This is a genomic window from Deltaproteobacteria bacterium (assembly GCA_020848745.1).
Lineage (GTDB): Bacteria > Desulfobacterota > Binatia > UTPRO1 > UTPRO1 > UTPRO1.
Map to the genome: position 1 here is coordinate 13,548 of JADLHM010000054.1, position 18,045 is coordinate 31,592.

The window sequence follows — 18,045 nt, forward strand, 5'->3', positions numbered from 1 at the left end:
GGGCGGCGCGGAACGGTCAGGATTCGTTCCGGGCCGACGCGTCCTCGGCGCGCTCGTAGGCGGTGATGATGTCCTGCACCAGCCGATGGCGGACGACGTCGCGCTCGCTGAAGCGCACGAACTTGATGCCGTCGATGTCCTTGAGGACGTGCTGCGCCTCCTTCAGGCCGGAAATCTTGCCGGCGGGAAGATCGGTCTGGGTGACGTCGCCCGTGACGATCGCCTTCGACCCGTAGCCCAGCCGGGTGAGGAACATCTTCATCTGCTCCGGCGTCGTGTTCTGCGCCTCGTCGAGGATGACGAACGAGTCGTTCAGCGTGCGGCCGCGCATGAAGGCCAGTGGCGCGACCTCGATCGTGCCGCGCTCCAGCATCTTCCGGGCGCGGTCGAAGTCGACCATGTCGTGGAGCGCGTCGTACAGGGGACGCAGATACGGATTCACCTTCTCCGCGAGGTCGCCGGGTAGGAACCCGAGCTTCTCGCCGGCCTCGACCGCCGGCCGCGTGAGCACGATGCGGGTGAACTCCTGCTTGAGCACGGCGGCCACGCCCATGGCCATCGCGAGGTAGGTCTTGCCCGTACCGGCGGGTCCGATCGCGAACACGATGTCGTGCGTACGGATCGAGTCGATGTAGGACTTCTGCATCACGCTCTTCGGCGTGATCACGCGCTTCTGCGCCGCGATGTAGACGGTGTCGAGGAAGATGTCCCGGACGTTCGCGGTGTGGTCGCTCGCGAGGATGCGGAGCGCGTAGTCGACGTCGCTCGCGTACACGGGGAAGCCGCGCTCGAGCACGCCGTAGAGCTGCGTCATCACCCGGCCCGCGAGCTCGCGGTCGACCGGATTGCCGCTGATCGAGACCGCCTTGCCGGCGACGCCGATCCGGACGCCCAGCGATTTCTCGATCGCCTTCACGTGCTCGTCGTGGCGGCCGAGGAGCTCGTGGAAGAGCCGGTGATCCTGGAACTCGAGCTGCACGACGTCCGGTCCGGCCGCGAGCGCGCCGCGCCGCTCGGCTCGCACGCCGACGGACGGGCCGTCCGCCGAGGACGCGGCCCCGGCGCGTCCGGACGGCGGCGGCGGCTTCATGCAACCAGCTCGGGGATCATCGCGAGCGCTTCGTCGAGGCGCGCCGCGTCCTTGCCTCCGGCCTGCGCGAAGTCGGGCCGGCCGCCGCCATTCCCGCCGACGAGCGGCGCGATGCGCTTGATGAGGTCGCCGGCGTGGAACCGCTTGGTGAGATCCTTGCTCACGGCCGCGACGAGACTCACCTTGCCGTCGTGGAAGGCGCCGAGCGCGACGACGCCGCTCCCGAGCTTCTCCTTCAGGCGGTCGGCGAGCTCACGGAGCGCCTTGTCGTCGAGGCCGTCGACGCGGGCGGCGAGCACCCTCACCCCGTTCCGCTCGACCGCGTGCGAGAGCAGGTCCCCGCTCTGCACCTTCGCCTGCTCGCGCTGCATCGTCTCGATGCGCCGCTCGAGCTCGCGGCCCTGCGCGACGAGACGCTCGAGACGCTCGACCGCCTCCTCCTCCGACGCCTTCAACGCCGCGCCGATCTGCCGCAAGCGCTGCTCGCGCTCCTGCACCCAGTCGAGCGCGCCGCCGCCGGTCATGGCCTCGAGGCGCCGCACCCCGGCGGCCACGCCGCCCTCGGTGCGGAACTTGAAGAGCCCGATGTCGCCGGTGCGCTGCACGTGGGTGCCGCCGCAGAGCTCCGTCGAGAAGGCCCCCATCTGCAGCACCCGGACGCGATCGCCGTACTTGTCGCCGAAGAAAGCGAGCGCGCCGCGCTTCATCGCATCGTCGTAGGACATCTCCGCGCTCAGGCATTCGACGTTGGCGCGAATGCGGGCGTTGATCTCGTCCTCCATCGCGCCGAGCTCCTCGCCCGAGATGGGGCCGGTGTGGCTGAAGTCGAACCGCAGCCGCTCGGGCGCGACGAGCGAGCCCGCCTGGCGGACGTGCGTTCCGAGACGCTCCCGCAGGACGCCGTGCATGAGGTGGGTCGCCGAGTGGTTCAAGCGGATCCGCTCGCGGCGCGCAGCATCGACCTCGAGCCGCACGTGATCGCCGGGCGCGATGCTGCCCTCGAGCACGCGGACGCGGTGGACGACGAGATCGGGCCCCGGACGGAGCGCGTCGAGCACCTCGAGCCTGTCGCCGCGCGCGGTCACGATCCGGCCGACGTCTCCGACCTGACCGCCGGACTCGCCGTAAAACGGGGTCTCCTCGGTGACGAGCTCGCCCGTCTCGCCCGCGCGCAGGCCGCCCGGACGTTCGCCCTCGGCGGTCGCGACCGCGGTCACCGTCGACTCCCACTCGTAGATCCGGTCGCCGACGAAGCGGGAGCGACGGTCGCCGCTCGCCGCGCTCTGCGCCACGAATTTCTTGTGCTCGCGGCCGCGGGCACGCTGCTCCTCCATCGCGCGCCGGAATCCGGCGCCGTCCACGGTGTGGCCGCGACCGCGTACGATGTCCTCGGTCAGATCGAGCGGAAACCCGTAGGTGTCGTAGAGCTTGAAGGCCACGCCGCCGGACAGCACCCCGTCTTTCGCCGGCAGATGCGCGATCTCGCTCTCGAGGAGCCCGAGCCCCTTGTCGAGCGTCTCGGCGAAGCGGCTTTCCTCGGTCTTGACGACCTCCGCGATGAAGGCCTGCCGCTCGCGGAGCTCCGGATACGCGTCGCCGAGGATGCCGGCCACGGCGTCGACCAGGCGGGTCAGGAACGGGTCGTCGAGGCCGAGCATCTTGCCGTGGCGGGCCGCGCGGCGGAGCACGCGGCGGAGCACGTAGCCCCGGCCCTCGTTCGACGGCAGCACGTGGTCGGCGACCATGATGCTGACGGCGCGGGCATGGTCGGCGATGACCCGGAACGAGACGTCGGCCTCGGGGTCGGCGCCGTAGCGACGGTGCGCCAGGGTCTCGGTGGCGTCGATAATGCCGCGGAAGAGATCGGTGTCGTAGTTGCTGAAGACGTTCTGCAGGACCGCGGTGACGCGCTCGAGGCCCATGCCGGTGTCGACGTGCTTCGACGGCAGCTCGCGCAGGCTCTGGTCGGCCTCGCGGTTGTACTGGATGAAGACCAGGTTCCAGAGCTCGATGTAGCGCGCGCAATCGCCGTTCACGCGGCAGGCGTGCGGCACGCCCTGATGGTCACAGGCCGCGGGACCACGATCCAGATGGATCTCCGAGCACGGACCGCACGGGCCGGTCTCGCCCATCTCCCAGAAGTTCTCGCGCTCGAAGCGGAGCACGCGATCAGCCGGCAGCGGAGTGATCTTCCTCCAGAGCTTCTCGGCTTCGTCGTCGGTCGTGTAGACCGTCGCCCAGATCTTGTCCTGGGGAAGCTTCCACTCCTTCACCAGGAGATCCCAGGCCCACGCGATCGACTCGGCCTTGTAGTAGTCGCCGAACGACCAGTTCCCGAGCATCTCGAAGAGCGTGTGGTGGTAGGTGTCGCGACCGACCTGCTCGAGGTCGTTGTGCTTGCCCGAGAGCCGCAGGCACTTCTGCGCGTCGGCGACCCGTGGATGCGTGGGAGCCGCCTGTCCGAGGAAGATCTGCTTGAACTGGACCATCCCGGCGTTGGTGAACAGCAGGGACGGATCCCCCTCGGGAACGATCGGAGCGCTTCGTACCACCCGGTGATCACGGGCCGCGAAGAAGTCCAGGAAGCCCGCTCGAATCTCTCTACCAGTCGGCACTTGGCGCTAGTCGTCCTCTCCGAGAATCTCGCTCACGATGTCCGGTGGATGTCCGCGACCGAGGAGGAAGCGAAACGCCTTGGATCGCTCGGCCCGCGATGCCGGCGCCGCGGTCCCGAACCGCCGTCCGAGCGCCGCGCGCCCGAGCGCGACCTCGCTGCGGCCTTCGAGGACCCCGGCAATCGCACGATCGACGACGCTATCGGTGAGCCCCCTGCGAGTCAATTCGTGGGCGACTTTCAAGCGCCCGGCGCCCCGTCGGAGCAGAAGCTCCTCGGCTCGGCGCTCGGCGAGGGCATCGTCGTCGACGTAGCCGAGCTCGACGAGCCGTTCCAGGGTCGCCGCGACGAGATCAGGAGCGATCCGTCGCGCCGCCAGGTGCTTTGCGACCTCGGCCTCCGAATGCGCCGCCCGCGCCAGGAACGCCACCGCGGCCGCGAACGCGGCTGCGTGGGAGTCGGCCGGCGCCTCGGGCAACCCGGACTCAGAAGCGGTCGATCTTGAACGCCGCGCCCTGGCCGGCGTCGGCGCGCTCGCCCTTGTCGAACTGATCCCAGCGGGCGTCGCTCGTGGAGGCGATGCCGCGGACCTTGAGGGCGAAGTCGTCGGGGTTCGTCGCTTGCGCAAGCGCCTCTTCGTACGTGATCAGGTCTTCGCGGAAAAGCGCCATCAACGATTGGTCGAACGTCTGCATGCCGTAGGTGGCGTGACCGCGCGCGATCGCGTCGGTGAGCTCGTGCGTCCGCTCCTTCTGCGCGATGCATTCGCGCACGAGGGCCGTCGACAAGAGCACCTCGACCGCCGGCACCATGCCCTTCCCGTCGGCGCGCTTCACGAGGCGCTGGCTGATGATGCCCTTGACGACCGACGAGAGGATCAGCCGGATCTGGTCGCGCTGGTGCTCGGGGAACGCCGAGATCGCGCGCGTCACGGTTTCGCGCGCGTCGAGCGTGTGCAGCGTGCTCATGACCAGGTGCCCCGTCTCGGCGGCGAGGATCGCGGTCTCGATCGTCTCGAGATCGCGCATTTCGCCGACCAGGATCACGTCCGGGTCCTGACGGAGCGCGCCACGCAGCCCGTCGGCGAACGTCCGGCAGTCGTAGCCGATCTCGCGCTGGTTGATGATGCAGAGCTCGTCGGTGTGGGTGTACTCGATCGGATCCTCGATGGTGATGATGTGACGATCGCGGGTGATGTTGACGTGATGGATCATCGAGGCGAGCGTCGTGCTCTTGCCACTGCCCGTGGTCCCGGTGACGAGGATGAGGCCGCGATGCTCGAGCGCGATCTGCTCGACCACCGGCGGCAGCTTGAGGTCGCGGATCGTACGGACCTGCGGCGGGATCACGCGGAGCGCGATCGAGATCTCGCCCCGCTGGTGGAAGATGTTGACGCGGAACCGGCCGTTCCCGGGGCTGGCGTACGCCAGATCGGCCTGCAAACGCTCCCGAAGCTGGACCTCGTGATGCTCGTCGAGCAAGCGAGCGAGGAAGCCCCCCATGTCTTCGCGACTGAGAGCACCGACCCCCTCCATCGGAGCGAGCCGCCCATGAGCCCGGAACATGGGCGGCCGTTCGACTTTCAGATGGACGTCGGAAGCCTCGATCGCGATGCCGTGCCCGAGAATCGTGTCAAGTTCCATGCGGTCTGTCCGGTCAGTCCGCGGCCCCTCCATTTCCGGCGCTGGCCGGAGCTGCGAGGCCGCACTTCTCCCGGATCCTCCGCTCGATGACATCGGCCGTTTCGCGGTTCTCCTTGAGGAACTCCTTCGTGTTCTCGCGGCCCTGACCGATCCGCTCGCCTTCGAAGGAGTACCAAGCCCCGCTTTTCTCGACGATTCCGAGTTCGGAGCCGATGTCGACGAGTTCCCCCTCCTTGGAGATGCCGGTGCCGTAGAGGATGTCGAACTCGGCCTCGCGAAAGGGCGGCGCCACCTTGTTCTTGACGACCTTCACCTTGGTGCGGCTGCCGACGATCTGGTCGGCCTGCTTGATGGCGGCGATGCGGCGGATGTCGAGCCGGACCGACGAGTAGAACTTGAGCGCGTTGCCGCCCGTCGTGGTCTCCGGGTTGCCGAACATCACGCCAATCTTCATGCGAATCTGGTTGATGAAGACGACGATGGTGTTGGACTTGGCGATGGTGCCGGTGAGCTTGCGGAGCGCCTGCGACATGAGCCGCGCCTGGAGACCCATCTGCGGATCGCCCATGTCGCCCTCGATCTCGGCGCGCGGCACGAGCGCGGCGACGGAGTCGACGACGAGGACGTCGATGGCGCCGCTCCGTACGAGCGTCTCGGCGATCTCGAGCGCCTGCTCGCCGTGATCGGGCTGCGAGATGAGGAGGTCTTCGGTCTTCACGCCGAGCTTGCGCCCGTAGACGACGTCGAGCGCGTGCTCGGCGTCGATGAAGGCGCAGATGCCGCCCTTCTTCTGCGCCTGCGCGATCACCTGGAGGGCGAGCGTCGTCTTGCCGGAGGACTCGGGTCCGTAGATCTCGATGACGCGGCCGCGCGGCAGTCCGCCGACCCCGAGCGCCAGATCGAGCCCGAGCGAGCCCGTGGAGATGGTCTCGACGTCGCGGATGAGCGCGTCCTCGCCGAGCTTCATGATGGCGCCCTTGCCGAACTGCTTCTCGATCTGGCTGACCGCGAGATCGATGGCGCGATCGCGATTCACTTCTGCTGCCATGGTTGCCATACCCCCTCCCTTTCACCTCGAGTTGCGGTCGAACGCGGGTGTCGTCCTCCCGATGTGTGCGTGCTCTTAGTCGCTGGTGAGTGCGTCGTACACCGAGAGGCACGGTGACGAGTATCCGTCCGGCAACCGCTGTCGGCGGCGCGCGCTGCGCCTCGTGCGCGACCCGTTCGCACCGGGCGAAGATTAGGCGAATCGGGGGGAATCGTCAAGGAAGTCCGCCTCCGCCGGCGAGCGCGAACGTCGCGAGCGGCGCGTGGCGCGCCCCACCCTTGGCGAGCTCGCTCCGGTAGAGGGTCACGCGGCCGACGGGGGCCGCGCCGAAATCGCGATCGCCGTCGCGCCCGAGCAGTCCGAGATCCGACCCGGCGCCGCGTGTCCGGGTCCGCACCCGCCCGAGGGTCACGTGCGGCCGGAACGGCCGACGCTCGCGCGGGAAGCCCGCCGCCTCGCACGTCCGCTGGACCGCGTCCGCGAGCCCGCGGAGCGGCGGAGCGGCGACCCCGACCCAGAGCACCTGCGGTCGGGCGAGGCTCGGAAACGCCCCGACCCCGACCACCCGTGCCGTGAAGCACGCCGTGCCCGCGAGCGCACGCGCGAGCCGCGCCGCCAGGTCCGGGACCGACGTCGCCGGCACGTCGCCGAGGACCGCGAGGGTGAGGTGCAGATTCCCCGGCCGCGTCCAGGCGACGCCGGGGATCGTCGCGCGCAGGTCGCCGAGATACGCGCCGACCGCCCTCCGCGCGGGGTCCTCGAGGTCGATCGCGACGAAACAGCGCCAGCGCTCGTCCGCTCCGGCGGGCACCGGATCACCCCGGAGCGACGCTCTCGGCCTTGGCGCTCGCCGGCGCGGCCCCGCGCCGCCCGACCTCGAGGAGCGGCGCGCCGAGCAGGTGCCGGCGCACCCAGTCGAGCGCGATCTGCGACGACAGGAGCTTCACCCACTCGCGGTTGCCCCAGAGCTGATAGCGGCGGGTGACCGTCGGCGCGCCCGCCGCCGCGAGCCCGAAGCACACGGTCCCGACCGGCTTCTCGGCCGTGCCGCCGTCCGGGCCCGCAACGCCCGTGACGCCGACGGCGATGTCCGCGCCGAGCACGCGCCTGGCCCCCTCGGCCATCGCGCCCGCGACCTCCTCGCTCACCGCGCCGCGGGCCGCGAGGACGTTCGCCGGCACCCCGAGCACCCGCTCCTTCACGTCGTTGGCGTAGGCATTGACGGCCCCCCGGTAGTACGTGGAGCAGCCGGGTACGTTGGTGAGGCGGTGCGCGACGAGGCCGCCGGTGCAGGACTCACCGAAGCCGACGGTGACCTTGCGCGCGGCCAGCAGCTCGCCGACGACGCGCTCCATGCTCGTGTCGCCCTCCCCGTAGACGTACTGGCCGAGCCGCGCGTAGACCTCGCGCCCGAACGCGTCGAGCCGCCGATCGACGTCGTCGCCGCGCACCACCACCCGGACGGAGACCTCGGGGAAGTTCGCCCGGAACGACCACCGCCCTTCACCCGGAACCCCGGCGATGATCTCGTCGAGCCCGGACTCGCTGATGCCGAAGGTCTGGAACGTCCGGTGTCCGACCCGCGCCGCACCCGTGAGCGTGGCGAGCCACGGCAGCACGGTGTCGGTGAGCATCGGCTTCATCTCGCGCGGCACGCCCGGCAGCACGACGAGGTGCCGGCGGGCGTCGGGCGGTCCGAGCTCGACGCGGTACCCGGGCGCCGTGCCGAGCCCGTTCGGTACGATCACGGCGCCCTCCGGAAAAGCCGCCTGCTTCAGGTTGTTCTCGGGCATCGGCCGGTTGAAGAGGCGGAAGAGCTCGCGGATGCGCTCGGCGACCGGCTCGTCGTGGACGAGCTTTCGGCCGATCAGCGCCGCGACGGTCTCGGTCGTGAGGTCGTCGGCCGTCGGACCGAGGCCGCCCGTCGCGATCACGACGGGCGCGAGCCGAAGCGCCTCGCTCCACGCCCACCGCAGACGCTCGGGATGGTCGCCCACGGTGAGCACCGCGACGACGTCGATGCCGAGCTCGAGCAGGCGATCGGCGATGAAGCCGGCGTTGGTGTCGGTCGTGCGGCCGGTGGTGAGCTCGTCTCCGGTGCTGATGATGGCGGCCTGGATCATGCGAGGACCCGTACCACGAGCTGCGCGTAGATGCCCGCGACGAGGTCGTCCGCGACGACGCCGACGCCGTTCTTGACGTGGCGGTCGAAGTGCCCGGCCGGAAACGGCTTGACCACGTCGAACAGCCGGAAGGCGGCGAAGGCGATCGCGAGCGCGCGCGCCGTCGGCGGCACCAGGGCGCCGGCGATCAGCATGCCGCACACCTCGTCGAGCACGATCCGCGAGCTGTCGGCCTGACCGTAGATCCGCCCCGCCCGCCCGCAGATCGGCATCGCGGCGAGGCTCGCGGCAGCGACCAGCGCCACCACCACCCACGCCGGCAGGCCCGCGTGGCCGAGTCCCACGAGCAGCGGGAGCGCGAGCAGCGATCCGAAGGTCCCGGGAGCGACCGGTACGTAGCCGACGTACGACCCGCTGGCGAGGAAGAGCACGACGCGATCCACGAGGGACCCGGTCGTGTCACGCAATCAGGGCGCCGTGCAACCCGCGGTGGTGATCGGCAACGAGGGCGCGAGCGCCGGCAACAAACCGGCCGCGCGCGGCGCGATCACCCGCAGGAGATCGTCGGCGGCGCAATCGTGGTCCAGCCGCAACGCCGCCTCGTAGCTGGTGAGGGTCGCGAGCGTACCGGCACCCCGCAGCGTCGCGGCGAGCGCGTCGAGGTTCGCGGCGCGCTGCGGGCGCAGATGCTGGTCGAAGTCGATGCCGGCGCACTTCTTCTCGATCGCCGGACCGACCTTGGCCCGCGCCGCCGCGATCTTCGCGCCTTCCTTCGCGCAGCCGGCGTCGGCCTTCGCGAGGCACGCCGCGTCGCCGGGCTTCGTCTGGATGCACGCGAAGACCTTGTCGACGCACTTGGTGAAACTCGCGAGCTTCTTGGTGAGGAACCCGCGCGCCGTCTTGGTGATCGCCGAGGCGCAGGCATGGAGCGCCTTGCCCTGCACGGCATCGCCGATGCCCTCGCCGTCGCCGTCGTAATCAGGAAGGCACGCGGCGCCCGCGACGCCGGCGATCCGGTGGAGCTCGCCCGCACGCGGCGCCTCGGTGCCGTACACGACGCCCGCTCCGCAGGCATACCGCCGCGCGATGCACTCCGCGACGTCGGCGGCGCTCGCCGCCGGATGCCCGAGCTCGTCCTCACAGTCGTCGTCGACGTTGAGATAGCCGAGACCGCTCGCGCCGCGCAGATCGTTCGCGTCGACGAGCGCGCCGCCGCACTTGCCGCCGACGGTCGCGAGGAGCTTGGCGCGCGCCGCGGACGCCGCGCCGCCGAGGCTCACGCACTTGGCGCTCGCCTTCCCGACGCAGGCGGCGTCGTCCGGCTTCGTCTGGATGCACTTGAGGAGGCCGTTCGTACAGGCATCGAGCTGCTTCAGGCGGGCGGAGAGGAAGCCGACGCCCGCCTTGCCGATCGCCTGCTGGCACTTGGTCGCGTTCTTGGCGGCGGTCGCGTCCGCGAGCCCCCCGAGCTCGACGACGATCGAGGTGGGCAGCGGCGTCGGGACGAGCGTGCCGGTCGGACCGACGAAGGGCGTGCCGGTGGCCGTTGCGGAGGGCGGATTACCGGGTGTGGCGGACGGTGTCGCGCTCGCCGTGACGACGCCCGTCGGCGTCACGCTCGGCGTGGACGTCCCGCCCGAGGTGCCCGAGGGCGTCGGCGTCGCGCTCGAGGTTGCCGTCGCAGTGCGGGTCGCGGTCGGCGTGACGGTCACGACCGGCGTCGCGGTCCTGGTGGCGGTCGGCGTGACGGTCACGACCGGCGTCGCGGTCCTGGTGGCGGTCGGCGTGACGGTCACGACCGGCGTCGCGGTCCTGGTGGCGGTCGGCGTCGCGGCGACCGGGGTCGTGGTCCGCGTGGGGGTCACCGTCCGGGTCGGCGTCACCGTCGAGGTCGGCGTCGCCGTCCGGGTAGGGGTCGGCGTCGCCGTCCGGGTCGGCGTCGGCGTGCGGGTCGGCGTCGGCGTCGGGGTCGCCGTGACGGTGGGACACGTGAAGGCCGCGCAGGTCTCGTTGCAGCACGCGCCATCCGCGGCGGCGCCTTTGTCGCAGATCTCGCCGGCCTGCCGCTTGCCGTCGCCGCACACGGGACAGTTGGGTCCACCCTCGGTGAGGGCGCGCGTCCCCTTCGCAGGATTGAAGACGACGTTGCCGGGAATGACCGGCGTCACGCCCGGCGGCTGGGTCAGGGTGACGGAACCACCCGGATTCGCCAGATACTGAGAAGAGCTCCCGAGCGACATCGCGCGGCGCGAGATGAGCTCGATGTCCGAGCCGCCGGCGACGCTCTGCGCGTTCACCCCGGCGTGCCCGTCGATCTTGACCGAGCTGCCGATCGTGAGCCCGCAGCCCGCGAAGGTGATGGTCTGGCCGGTACCGCTCAGCGCGCCACCGAACGCCAGGACGTTCTTCGTGACGCTGATGTTCCCCGAGGCGCCCTCGTCGGTCGCGAGCCCTGACTCGAAGTCGACGTAGCCGCCGTCGCCTTCGCCGCTCGCACTGCCGCCCGTCGAGTCGATGATGCCGCTGATCGCGACCGCGCGTCCCGCGGTGCCGGCGACGTCGCCGCCGGCGCCGAAGCCGTGCGAGTTGATGTCGGCGCCGAGGAGGAGATCGTGGCCGGCGGTGAGGTCGATCGAGCCACCGTCGCCTCCGGCGTTGCCGCTCGTCATCGAGATCAGTCCGCCGACGAACTGCATGTCGCCATCGAGCGGGTTCACACGGTAGAAGTCGACGTCGCTCGAATCGAGCGTGAGGAAGCCGCCGTCGCCGTCGAAGTTGGTGGCGGCGTCGAGGCGCATGGTCACGTTGTCGAACAGCATCAGGCCGAACGACGTGGCGTCGATACTGCCGCCGTAGCCGCCGAAGGTGTCGGTCGCGCTGCCGCGCACCAGGAGGCTGATCGTGCTGTCGCCGTCGAACAACAGCTGGCCGCCGGCCTTGACGCCGCCGATGCCGTCCTCGCCGGCCGCAAAGGACATCGCGCCGCCGTCGCCGCCGCCGGCGGTGCTGTCCGCCGTGACCGAGCGCCGTACGAAGACGTCGTCGCCGGCCGTGAGCACGAACTCGCCGCCGCCGCCGCCGCCGCCGCTCACATCGACGGCTTTCTTGACGTCGACGTTCACCGCGCCCTGCAGGTCGACGATGCCGCCCGTGCCGCCGTTCTGGCCCGTGAGGGACAACGGACCGTCGACGATCACGCTGCCGTTCTGGGCGATGGCGGAAAGCTCGCCGCCGTCGGTGTAGCGATCGCCGAGGTCGGCGAAGGAGCTGATGCCGTTGGCGCGCACGACCGGATCACCGCCGAGGAAGTGAATGGCGGCGCGCGGCTGGCCCGCGACCGTGGTGTCGGTGCCGCCCGCCGTGAGGAAGATCGTGCCCCCGCCGTCGCCGCTGACGTCGAGGGAGCCGGTGCCGTCGATCACGATGCGGCGCGAGGCGGTCAGCGAGATGAGCCCGCCCTGGATGATGAAACCGTCCGGCTTGTAGAAGTCTCCCCGCGCCTGCAGGCGCCCGGCGCCCGTGACCGAAACGTCGCGGGCGTTCACGACCTTGATGAAGCCGCTGCCGACCATCTGGAAGAGCTTCTCGACGAAGAGATCGCGGCCGTTCAGATCGAACGTGCAGCCGCCCGCCGTGACGTCGACCGGGCCGGTCAGGTGTACTTCGCTGGCGGAGCACGTACCGTTGGCGCAGAGCACGTTCTGCGTGTTGACCAACGCGTCGGGGCCGCAGGTCGCCGTGACGGCTTCCGCGCGGGTCGCGCCGAGCGAGCAGACGAGCGCGGCGACCAGAACGCCAAGGCGGAAGAGACGATCGTGCATGCGTCTAGGGGGAGAGCGATTCGAGAGGTTCGAGCGAAGCCTCTGGAGTCGCGTCGACCTTATCGGGGCGTCCAGAATCATGTCAACGTACTTTCGACATCGCATGACGGATCCATGCCGGCCCCCACCCTCTTGGTCTCGGTCCGGCAAAGATGCTAACAAAGCGCGGTCGTTACGCGCCGACGCTGCGGAAGCCCCGCAAACCCTATGGCGCGGAGCGCGGCGCGATCACCCTGTGGCGCGGAGAGAATGACGTCATGCAGATGGAACGGGAGCTCGAGGTCGCCCGCAGCGCCGCCAAGGCCGCTGGGCAGGTCCTGTTGCGCTACTACGGCAGCGCGTATCGCGTCTCCGAGAAGAGCGCCGACAACCCGGTCACCATCGCCGACCTGGAATCGAACGAGCTCCTGAAATCGACCATCCTCGCCGCGTTCCCGGGCGACGGCTGGCTCTCGGAAGAGACCGCCGACTCGGACGAGCGCCTGAAGCAGAAGCGCGTGTGGATCGTCGACCCGCTCGACGGCACCAAGGAGTTCATCGGCGAGATCCCCGAGTTCTGCGTCTGCATCGCGCTCGTCGAGGACGGCACGCCCCGCGTCGCCGTCGAGTACAATCCCGTCCGCGACGAGCTCTTCGCCGCCTGCAAGGGCGGCGGCACCACGCTCAACGGGGCGGCGGTCCACGTGAGCAAGTCGAGCGACCTCCGCCACGCGAGCGTGCTCGCGAGCCGCAGCGAGGAAGCGCGCGGCGAGTGGGAGCCCTATCAGTCGCGCATGCGGGTCGAGCTCACGGGCAGCGTCGCCTACAAGTTCGCCCTGGTCGCGGCGGGGCGCCACGACGCAACCTTCACGCTCACGCCCAAGAACGAGTGGGACGTGTGCGCCGGCGCGCTGCTGGTCGCCGAGGCGGGCGGCATGGTGACGGACCCCGACGGTCGGGCGATCCGCTTCAACAACGCCGACACGCTGCTGCCGGGCCTGATCGCGTCGAACGGGCTCCTGCACCGCCCGATCCTGAACACCATCCGCGCCGTTCGCGCTTCGATGGAATAGACGAGACGGCGTCGGCGCCGTCCGCGCCTCACTCCGGCGCCGCGAGCCAGCTCGTGAGGCGCGCGAGCGCCTCCGGGTCGGACACCGTCGCGAGACGCAGGACCGGCATCGCGAGCTTCGTCGCGTCGGTGCCGGGCGCGCCGACGAGCACGACGCCCGCGGTCGGGACCCGCCCCGCGACGGCCACGACGGCCGACGCGCCCGCCCCCTTCCCCATCAGGAAGATCGGGCGGATCTTGCGACCGAGCAGGTAGCGGCAGGCCCCCTCGACGTCGCGGTCGGCGGCCGCGAGATCGACCGCCCCGCCGGAGGCGCCGTGGCCGCGCAGATCGAGCCGCAGGACCCGGAAGCCGCGGCCGACGAGCGCCTCGCTCGCCGCCCGCCAGACCCGTCCGTCCTCGCGCGCGTCGTGGACCACCACGATGCCGGGCCCGCTCGTACCGTCGAGCTCCGCGAGCAGCTGCACCCCGTCCATCGCCGTCACGTCGACGCGCTCGCCCGCCCGGGCGACGTGCGCCGCCGCGATCAACGCGAGCGTGAGGAAGACCGGGGCGGCGCGCCGCACTCAGGCGGACCCCGCGCGGCGCGCGGCGACGGCGGGCGCGATCACATGGGGCACGTCGGTCATGATGCCGTCGCACCCGAGATCGAGCAGACGTCGCGCCTCGTCGGCGTCGTTGATCGTCCAGACGTGGATCTCTGCCCCGAGCGCATGGGCGGCCGCGACGCTCTCCCGACTCACCAGCGTCACGTCACCGTACGTCGGCGGAATCTGCAACGCGACGGCGCCGGCGGGCAACGACGGCCGCTCGCCGCCCTGCACCGCCCCGAGGAACGCGGCGACCTCGCCCGTCGCGAGGCTCGTCGGTAGATCGGGCGCCGCCGCGCGGATCGCCCGCATGATCGTGTCGTGCTCGGCGGCGAGCACGATGCGGCTCGGCGCGGCGCGCACCATCGCGACGACCGCCGCGATGGTTTCGGCTCCTTCGGGCTTGATCTCGATGTTGAGGGGCACGTCGGGAAAGGCGCGCAGGAGCTCGGCGAGCCGGGGAACCCGGATGCCTTGCCCGCGGAACGGATGGGTCCGTCCGCCGTCCGGAGAAAAACGGTGTCCGGCGTCCAGGCGCGCGAGCTCCGCGAACGTCAATGCCGCGACCGGCCCCGCGCCGTCGGTCGTGCGCTCCAGGGTGGGATCGTGCAGCACGACGATCTCGCCGTCGCGCGTCGCGTGCACGTCGAGCTCGAACACGTCGACCCCTTCCGCCCGCGCCCGCGCGAACGACGCCAGGGTGTTTTCCGGTGCGACGCCCGCCGCGCCGCGATGCCCGAACAGCCGCGGTGTCCCCCCGGCGAAACCGAATCGCACCACCGCCTCGATCAGCGGAGCGAGGAGCTCGCGTGCGGCCGCAGGATGTCGAGCAGCGACACCGGCGAGAACGAGAGCGACTGGAGCGGCATCGCGGCGCTCCCGAGGCTCGCGAGGCGCGCGACGAGGTCGCTCCGGAGCGCCGCGAAGCGCTTCCAGCGGGCGCCGGAGATCTGCGCGTCGGCCGGGAGCTTCACGGTGAGCGGATCGACGTAGACGCCGTTCTCGAAGAGCATGAAATGCAGGTGCGGTCCGGTCGCCATGCCGCTCGCGCCGACGTAGCCGATCACCTGTCCCTTGCGCACGCTCGTTCCGACGCGGAGCCCCTTCGCGAACTTCTGCAGGTGCGAATACGAGGTCGAGTACGGCTGCTGGTGCTCGATCTCGATGTGGTTGCCGTACCGCCCGCTGCGGCCGGCGAACGTCACGATGCCGCTCGCCACGGCGCGGATCGGCGTGCCCGCCGGCGCGGAGAAGTCCACGCCGCGATGGGGGCGGATGCGACGCAGCACGGGATGGAAGCGCGCGCCCGTATAGTTGGAGGTGATCTTGCGATACTCGACCGGGTACTTGAGAAAGCGCCGGCCGAGCGCGCGGCCGTCGAGGTCGTAGTACTCGGCCTCGCCGCGCTCGTTCTCGAAGCGGATCGCGGTGAGCGTCCGGCCGCCGCTCGTGATCTCGGCCGCGAGGATGTCGCCGGGGCGGGAGGCATTGCTGTCGTCGTCGGTCAGCTCGGCGTACAGGAGCCGGAACTCGTCGCCCGGCTGCACGTCCTGCTGCAGATCGATCTGCCAGCCGAAGAGATCGGCGAGCTCGGAGATCATGCGCACCGGGACGCCGGCCGCCGACGCCGACGTCGCGAGGCTGGCGTCGACGCGCCCGGAGACCCCGCGGACCGCCGCCAGCTGCGGCATCGCCTTGAGGCGGGCCTGAATCTGTCCGTGGACGAGCCGCATGCTCAGCACCGAGTGCGGGTCGATCTCGTACTCGAGGCCGAGCAGCCGCCCCTGGTCCTTCACGAACGTGAGCTCGATCGCGTGCGCCGGCCGCATCGCGCCGAGCTCGAACGCCGCCGCCGCCGCTTGCTCCCACGCCTTCACCTCGGCGGCGGGAAGCCCGTGCCCGCCGAGGATGCTCGCGAACGTCTCGCCCTCGGCGACGAGATGCCGCACCTTCGCGCCGTCCTCGCCCGGAACGGTCGCGGCGGCGGTCCCGACACCCCGCGCCTTCCCCTGGGCCTCGGCGCGCAGCTCACCGGAGGCCAGCGTCTCGGGCGCGCCGTACAGCAACCCGATCGCCAACAACGCTGCCAGCAACCATGAACGTCGGTGTGGCGATGTCGAGGTTCGTTGCTCGTCCATCCGCTTCGACCCGGAACGCTCCCTGGGGGAACGCGACGCGCGGGCGACCCTGCCAACCGGGGTGCGGGTTGTCAAGTCGCCTGCGTTGCGGTGATCGCTGGTGTACGCCCGAAGCGTTGCGACCCGTCCCGCGCGCTGTTAGGGTCGCGCTCGCTCGTGAGCGTCCGAGGCCGTGCGACCGTCGCGCTCGTCGCCGCAGGCGTGCTCGGCGCGCTGCTCCTGGCGGCGCGCGTGCTCACGACCGCCCCGCGCCTACCCGCGGCAGGCGCCGTCGTGATGATCCGCGAAGGGGACGGCGTCGGCGAGATCGCCCGCCGCCTCGCGACGGCGGGCATCGTGCGCAGCGCCCTCCTCTTTCGCGTGTGGGCCCGCTGGTCCGGTCGGGACCGCGCCCTCCGACCCGGGACCTATCGTTTCGCGGCGCCGACGGAGATCCCCGAGGTGCTGACGCGGCTCGCCGCCGGCGTCGAGCCGATCGAGATCACGGTGCCCGAGGGGCTGACGGTGCGCGAGGTGACCGCACTCGTCGCGGCGCGCGGGCTCGCGAGCCGCGCGGACGTCGGCTGCCTCGCCGCCGACCCCGAGTTCCTCCTCGCCGCGGGCGTTCCGGGGCCGCAGCTCGAGGGCTATCTCTTCCCTGACACCTATCGCTTCGCGCCGACGGCGGCCCCAGGGGAGATCCTGGAGACGATGGTCCGCCGCTTCCACGAACGCTTCGACGCCGATCGCCATCGTCGAGCCGCGGAGCTCGGCTGGACGGTGAACCAGGTGATCACGCTCGCCTCGATCGTCGAGAAGGAAACCGGCAAGCCCGACGAGCGGCCGCTGGTCGCGGCCGTACTCGCGAACCGCCTCCGCCTCGGCATGCCGCTGCAGAGCGACCCGACGGTGATCTACGGGCTCCCGGACTTCGGCGGCGACCTGACACGCGCCGACCTCGCCCGCGCCACGCCCTACAACACGTACGTGGTGCGCGGGCTCCCGCCCGGGCCGATCGCCAATCCCGGCGTCGCGGCCATCGACGCCGTCCTCGCCCCCGCGCGTTCCGACGCGCTCTACTTCGTGTCGAGGAACGACGGCTCCCACGAGTTCTCCGAGACCCTCCCCAAGCACAACCGGGCCGTCGATCGGTACCAGCGCCGCTCCCGATAGATCGGGAGTCTGCACGGGTGGTCCCCGGGGCCGCAGGTGCGCCGAGCATGTCGGTTGTCGGCTCCCCTTGTTTCGGTTGACTTCGCCTTCCTTTCGCTTACAATCCGCGACCGCGATGGGAGGCGCACGCACATGACGGGGCCGATGTTGACCAAGCGGCAGAAGGAGCTGGTGGACTATCTCGACGCGTACATCGTGCGTTCCGGCTACGCGCCGACGCTCGAAGAGATCGGACAGCATTTCGGGCTGAGTTCGCTCGCGACCATCCACAAACACCTCACCAACCTCGAGCGGAAGGGCATGATCCGCCGCAAGTGGAACCGCAGCCGGGCGCTCGAGGTCGTTCCCCAGCAACGCAAGACGGCCGCGGTCGAGCTGCCGCTGGTCGGCCGGGTGGCGGCCGGCGTGCCGATCGAGCCGCTCGAGCAGAACGACGTGATCTCCGTCCCCGAGGAGCTCGTCGGGCGCGGCGAGACCTTCGTGCTCCGCGTGAAAGGCACGTCGATGGTGCTCGAAGGCATCCTCGACGGCGACTTCATCGTCGTCCAGTCGCGCACGACCGCCGACAACGGGGACATGGTGGTGGCGCTGCTCCGCGGCGAGGCCACCGTCAAACGGTTCTATCGGGAGAAGGGCGGGATGGTCCGCCTGCAGCCGGCCAACGAGAGCCTGTCGCCGATCATCGCACGCGCGAGCGACGTCGAGATCCGCGGCGTCGTGACGGCGGTGATGCGCAAGTACCAACCGCAACGGCGGCGCTCGGCGGCCTGAGGGC

15 protein-coding genes are annotated in these 18,045 nt (G+C 70.8%); 3 read left to right on the plus strand and 12 right to left on the minus strand.

What is annotated here, in order from left to right; translation table 11 throughout:
• Nucleotides 1-16 precede the first annotated feature (16 nt).
• The 9 genes from IT293_06940 to IT293_06980 all read right to left on the minus strand — a co-directional run bounded on the left by IT293_06940 (nucleotide 17) and on the right by IT293_06980 (nucleotide 12,339).
• Nucleotides 17-1,090: a PhoH family protein gene (locus tag IT293_06940; protein MCC6764383.1), complete on the minus strand. Its 1,074-nt coding sequence runs from the start codon at nucleotides 1,088-1,090 to the stop codon at nucleotides 17-19.
• Nucleotides 1,087-3,705 (minus strand): alanine--tRNA ligase, encoded by a 2,619-nt coding sequence (alaS, locus tag IT293_06945; GenBank protein ID MCC6764384.1) that lies wholly within the window; start codon nucleotides 3,703-3,705, stop codon nucleotides 1,087-1,089. Before alaS ends, IT293_06940 begins: the two co-directional genes overlap by 4 nt.
• Before the next feature lie 6 nt (nucleotides 3,706-3,711).
• Nucleotides 3,712-4,182: a RecX family transcriptional regulator gene (locus IT293_06950; protein ID MCC6764385.1), complete on the minus strand. Its 471-nt coding sequence runs from the start codon at nucleotides 4,180-4,182 to the stop codon at nucleotides 3,712-3,714.
• Nucleotides 4,183-4,189: 7 nt separating this feature from the next.
• On the minus strand, nucleotides 4,190-5,347 hold the full coding sequence (locus IT293_06955; protein ID MCC6764386.1) for a PilT/PilU family type 4a pilus ATPase: 1,158 nt from the start codon (nucleotides 5,345-5,347) through the stop codon (nucleotides 4,190-4,192).
• A 13-nt stretch (nucleotides 5,348-5,360) separates the two neighbouring features.
• Nucleotides 5,361-6,395 (minus strand): recombinase RecA, encoded by a 1,035-nt coding sequence (gene recA / locus IT293_06960; protein ID MCC6764387.1) that lies wholly within the window; start codon nucleotides 6,393-6,395, stop codon nucleotides 5,361-5,363.
• A 214-nt stretch (nucleotides 6,396-6,609) separates the two neighbouring features.
• A complete protein-coding gene (thpR, locus tag IT293_06965) occupies nucleotides 6,610-7,206 on the minus strand; it encodes an RNA 2',3'-cyclic phosphodiesterase (GenBank protein ID MCC6764388.1) in 597 nt (198 codons plus the stop codon).
• A 4-nt stretch (nucleotides 7,207-7,210) separates the two neighbouring features.
• Complete coding sequence (locus IT293_06970) at nucleotides 7,211-8,518, minus strand: competence/damage-inducible protein A (GenBank protein MCC6764389.1); 1,308 nt, start codon at nucleotides 8,516-8,518, stop codon at nucleotides 7,211-7,213.
• The gene (locus IT293_06975) at nucleotides 8,515-8,961 is read right to left on the minus strand and encodes a phosphatidylglycerophosphatase A (protein ID MCC6764390.1); all 447 of its coding nucleotides are present in this window, start codon (nucleotides 8,959-8,961) and stop codon (nucleotides 8,515-8,517) included. The genes IT293_06970 and IT293_06975 overlap by 4 nt, the downstream gene beginning before the upstream one ends.
• 24 nt (nucleotides 8,962-8,985) lie before the next feature.
• Complete coding sequence (locus IT293_06980) at nucleotides 8,986-12,339, minus strand: hypothetical protein (GenBank protein MCC6764391.1); 3,354 nt, start codon at nucleotides 12,337-12,339, stop codon at nucleotides 8,986-8,988.
• 257 nt (nucleotides 12,340-12,596) lie between these two features.
• On the opposite strand from IT293_06980, the gene IT293_06985 reads away from it, so the two are divergent.
• On the plus strand, nucleotides 12,597-13,391 hold the full coding sequence (locus tag IT293_06985; GenBank protein MCC6764392.1) for a 3'(2'),5'-bisphosphate nucleotidase CysQ: 795 nt from the start codon (nucleotides 12,597-12,599) through the stop codon (nucleotides 13,389-13,391).
• Between the two features lie 28 nt (nucleotides 13,392-13,419).
• Here the strand turns inward: IT293_06985 and IT293_06990 are convergent, their stop codons facing one another.
• The 3 genes from IT293_06990 to IT293_07000 are packed head-to-tail and all read right to left on the minus strand — an operon-like array spanning nucleotide 13,420 to nucleotide 16,073.
• Nucleotides 13,420-13,956, minus strand: a complete 537-nt coding sequence (locus IT293_06990; GenBank protein ID MCC6764393.1) for an alpha/beta fold hydrolase — start codon at nucleotides 13,954-13,956, stop codon at nucleotides 13,420-13,422.
• The gene (locus IT293_06995) at nucleotides 13,957-14,757 is read right to left on the minus strand and encodes a glycerophosphodiester phosphodiesterase (GenBank protein MCC6764394.1); all 801 of its coding nucleotides are present in this window, start codon (nucleotides 14,755-14,757) and stop codon (nucleotides 13,957-13,959) included. It lies immediately after the preceding gene.
• Nucleotides 14,758-14,768: 11 nt separating this feature from the next.
• Nucleotides 14,769-16,073 (minus strand): peptidoglycan DD-metalloendopeptidase family protein, encoded by a 1,305-nt coding sequence (locus IT293_07000; protein ID MCC6764395.1) that lies wholly within the window; start codon nucleotides 16,071-16,073, stop codon nucleotides 14,769-14,771.
• A gap of 201 nt (nucleotides 16,074-16,274) precedes the next feature.
• Here IT293_07000 and mltG point away from each other — a divergent pair, with 201 nt between their 5' ends.
• Nucleotides 16,275-17,270, plus strand: a complete 996-nt coding sequence (mltG, locus tag IT293_07005) for an endolytic transglycosylase MltG (GenBank protein ID MCC6764396.1) — start codon at nucleotides 16,275-16,277, stop codon at nucleotides 17,268-17,270.
• A 144-nt stretch (nucleotides 17,271-17,414) separates the two neighbouring features.
• Nucleotides 17,415-18,041 carry a transcriptional repressor LexA gene (gene lexA / locus IT293_07010; GenBank protein MCC6764397.1) on the plus strand — a complete coding sequence of 209 codons (627 nt, stop codon included), beginning with the start codon at nucleotides 17,415-17,417 and terminating at the stop codon, nucleotides 18,039-18,041.
• Nucleotides 18,042-18,045 lie beyond the last annotated feature (4 nt).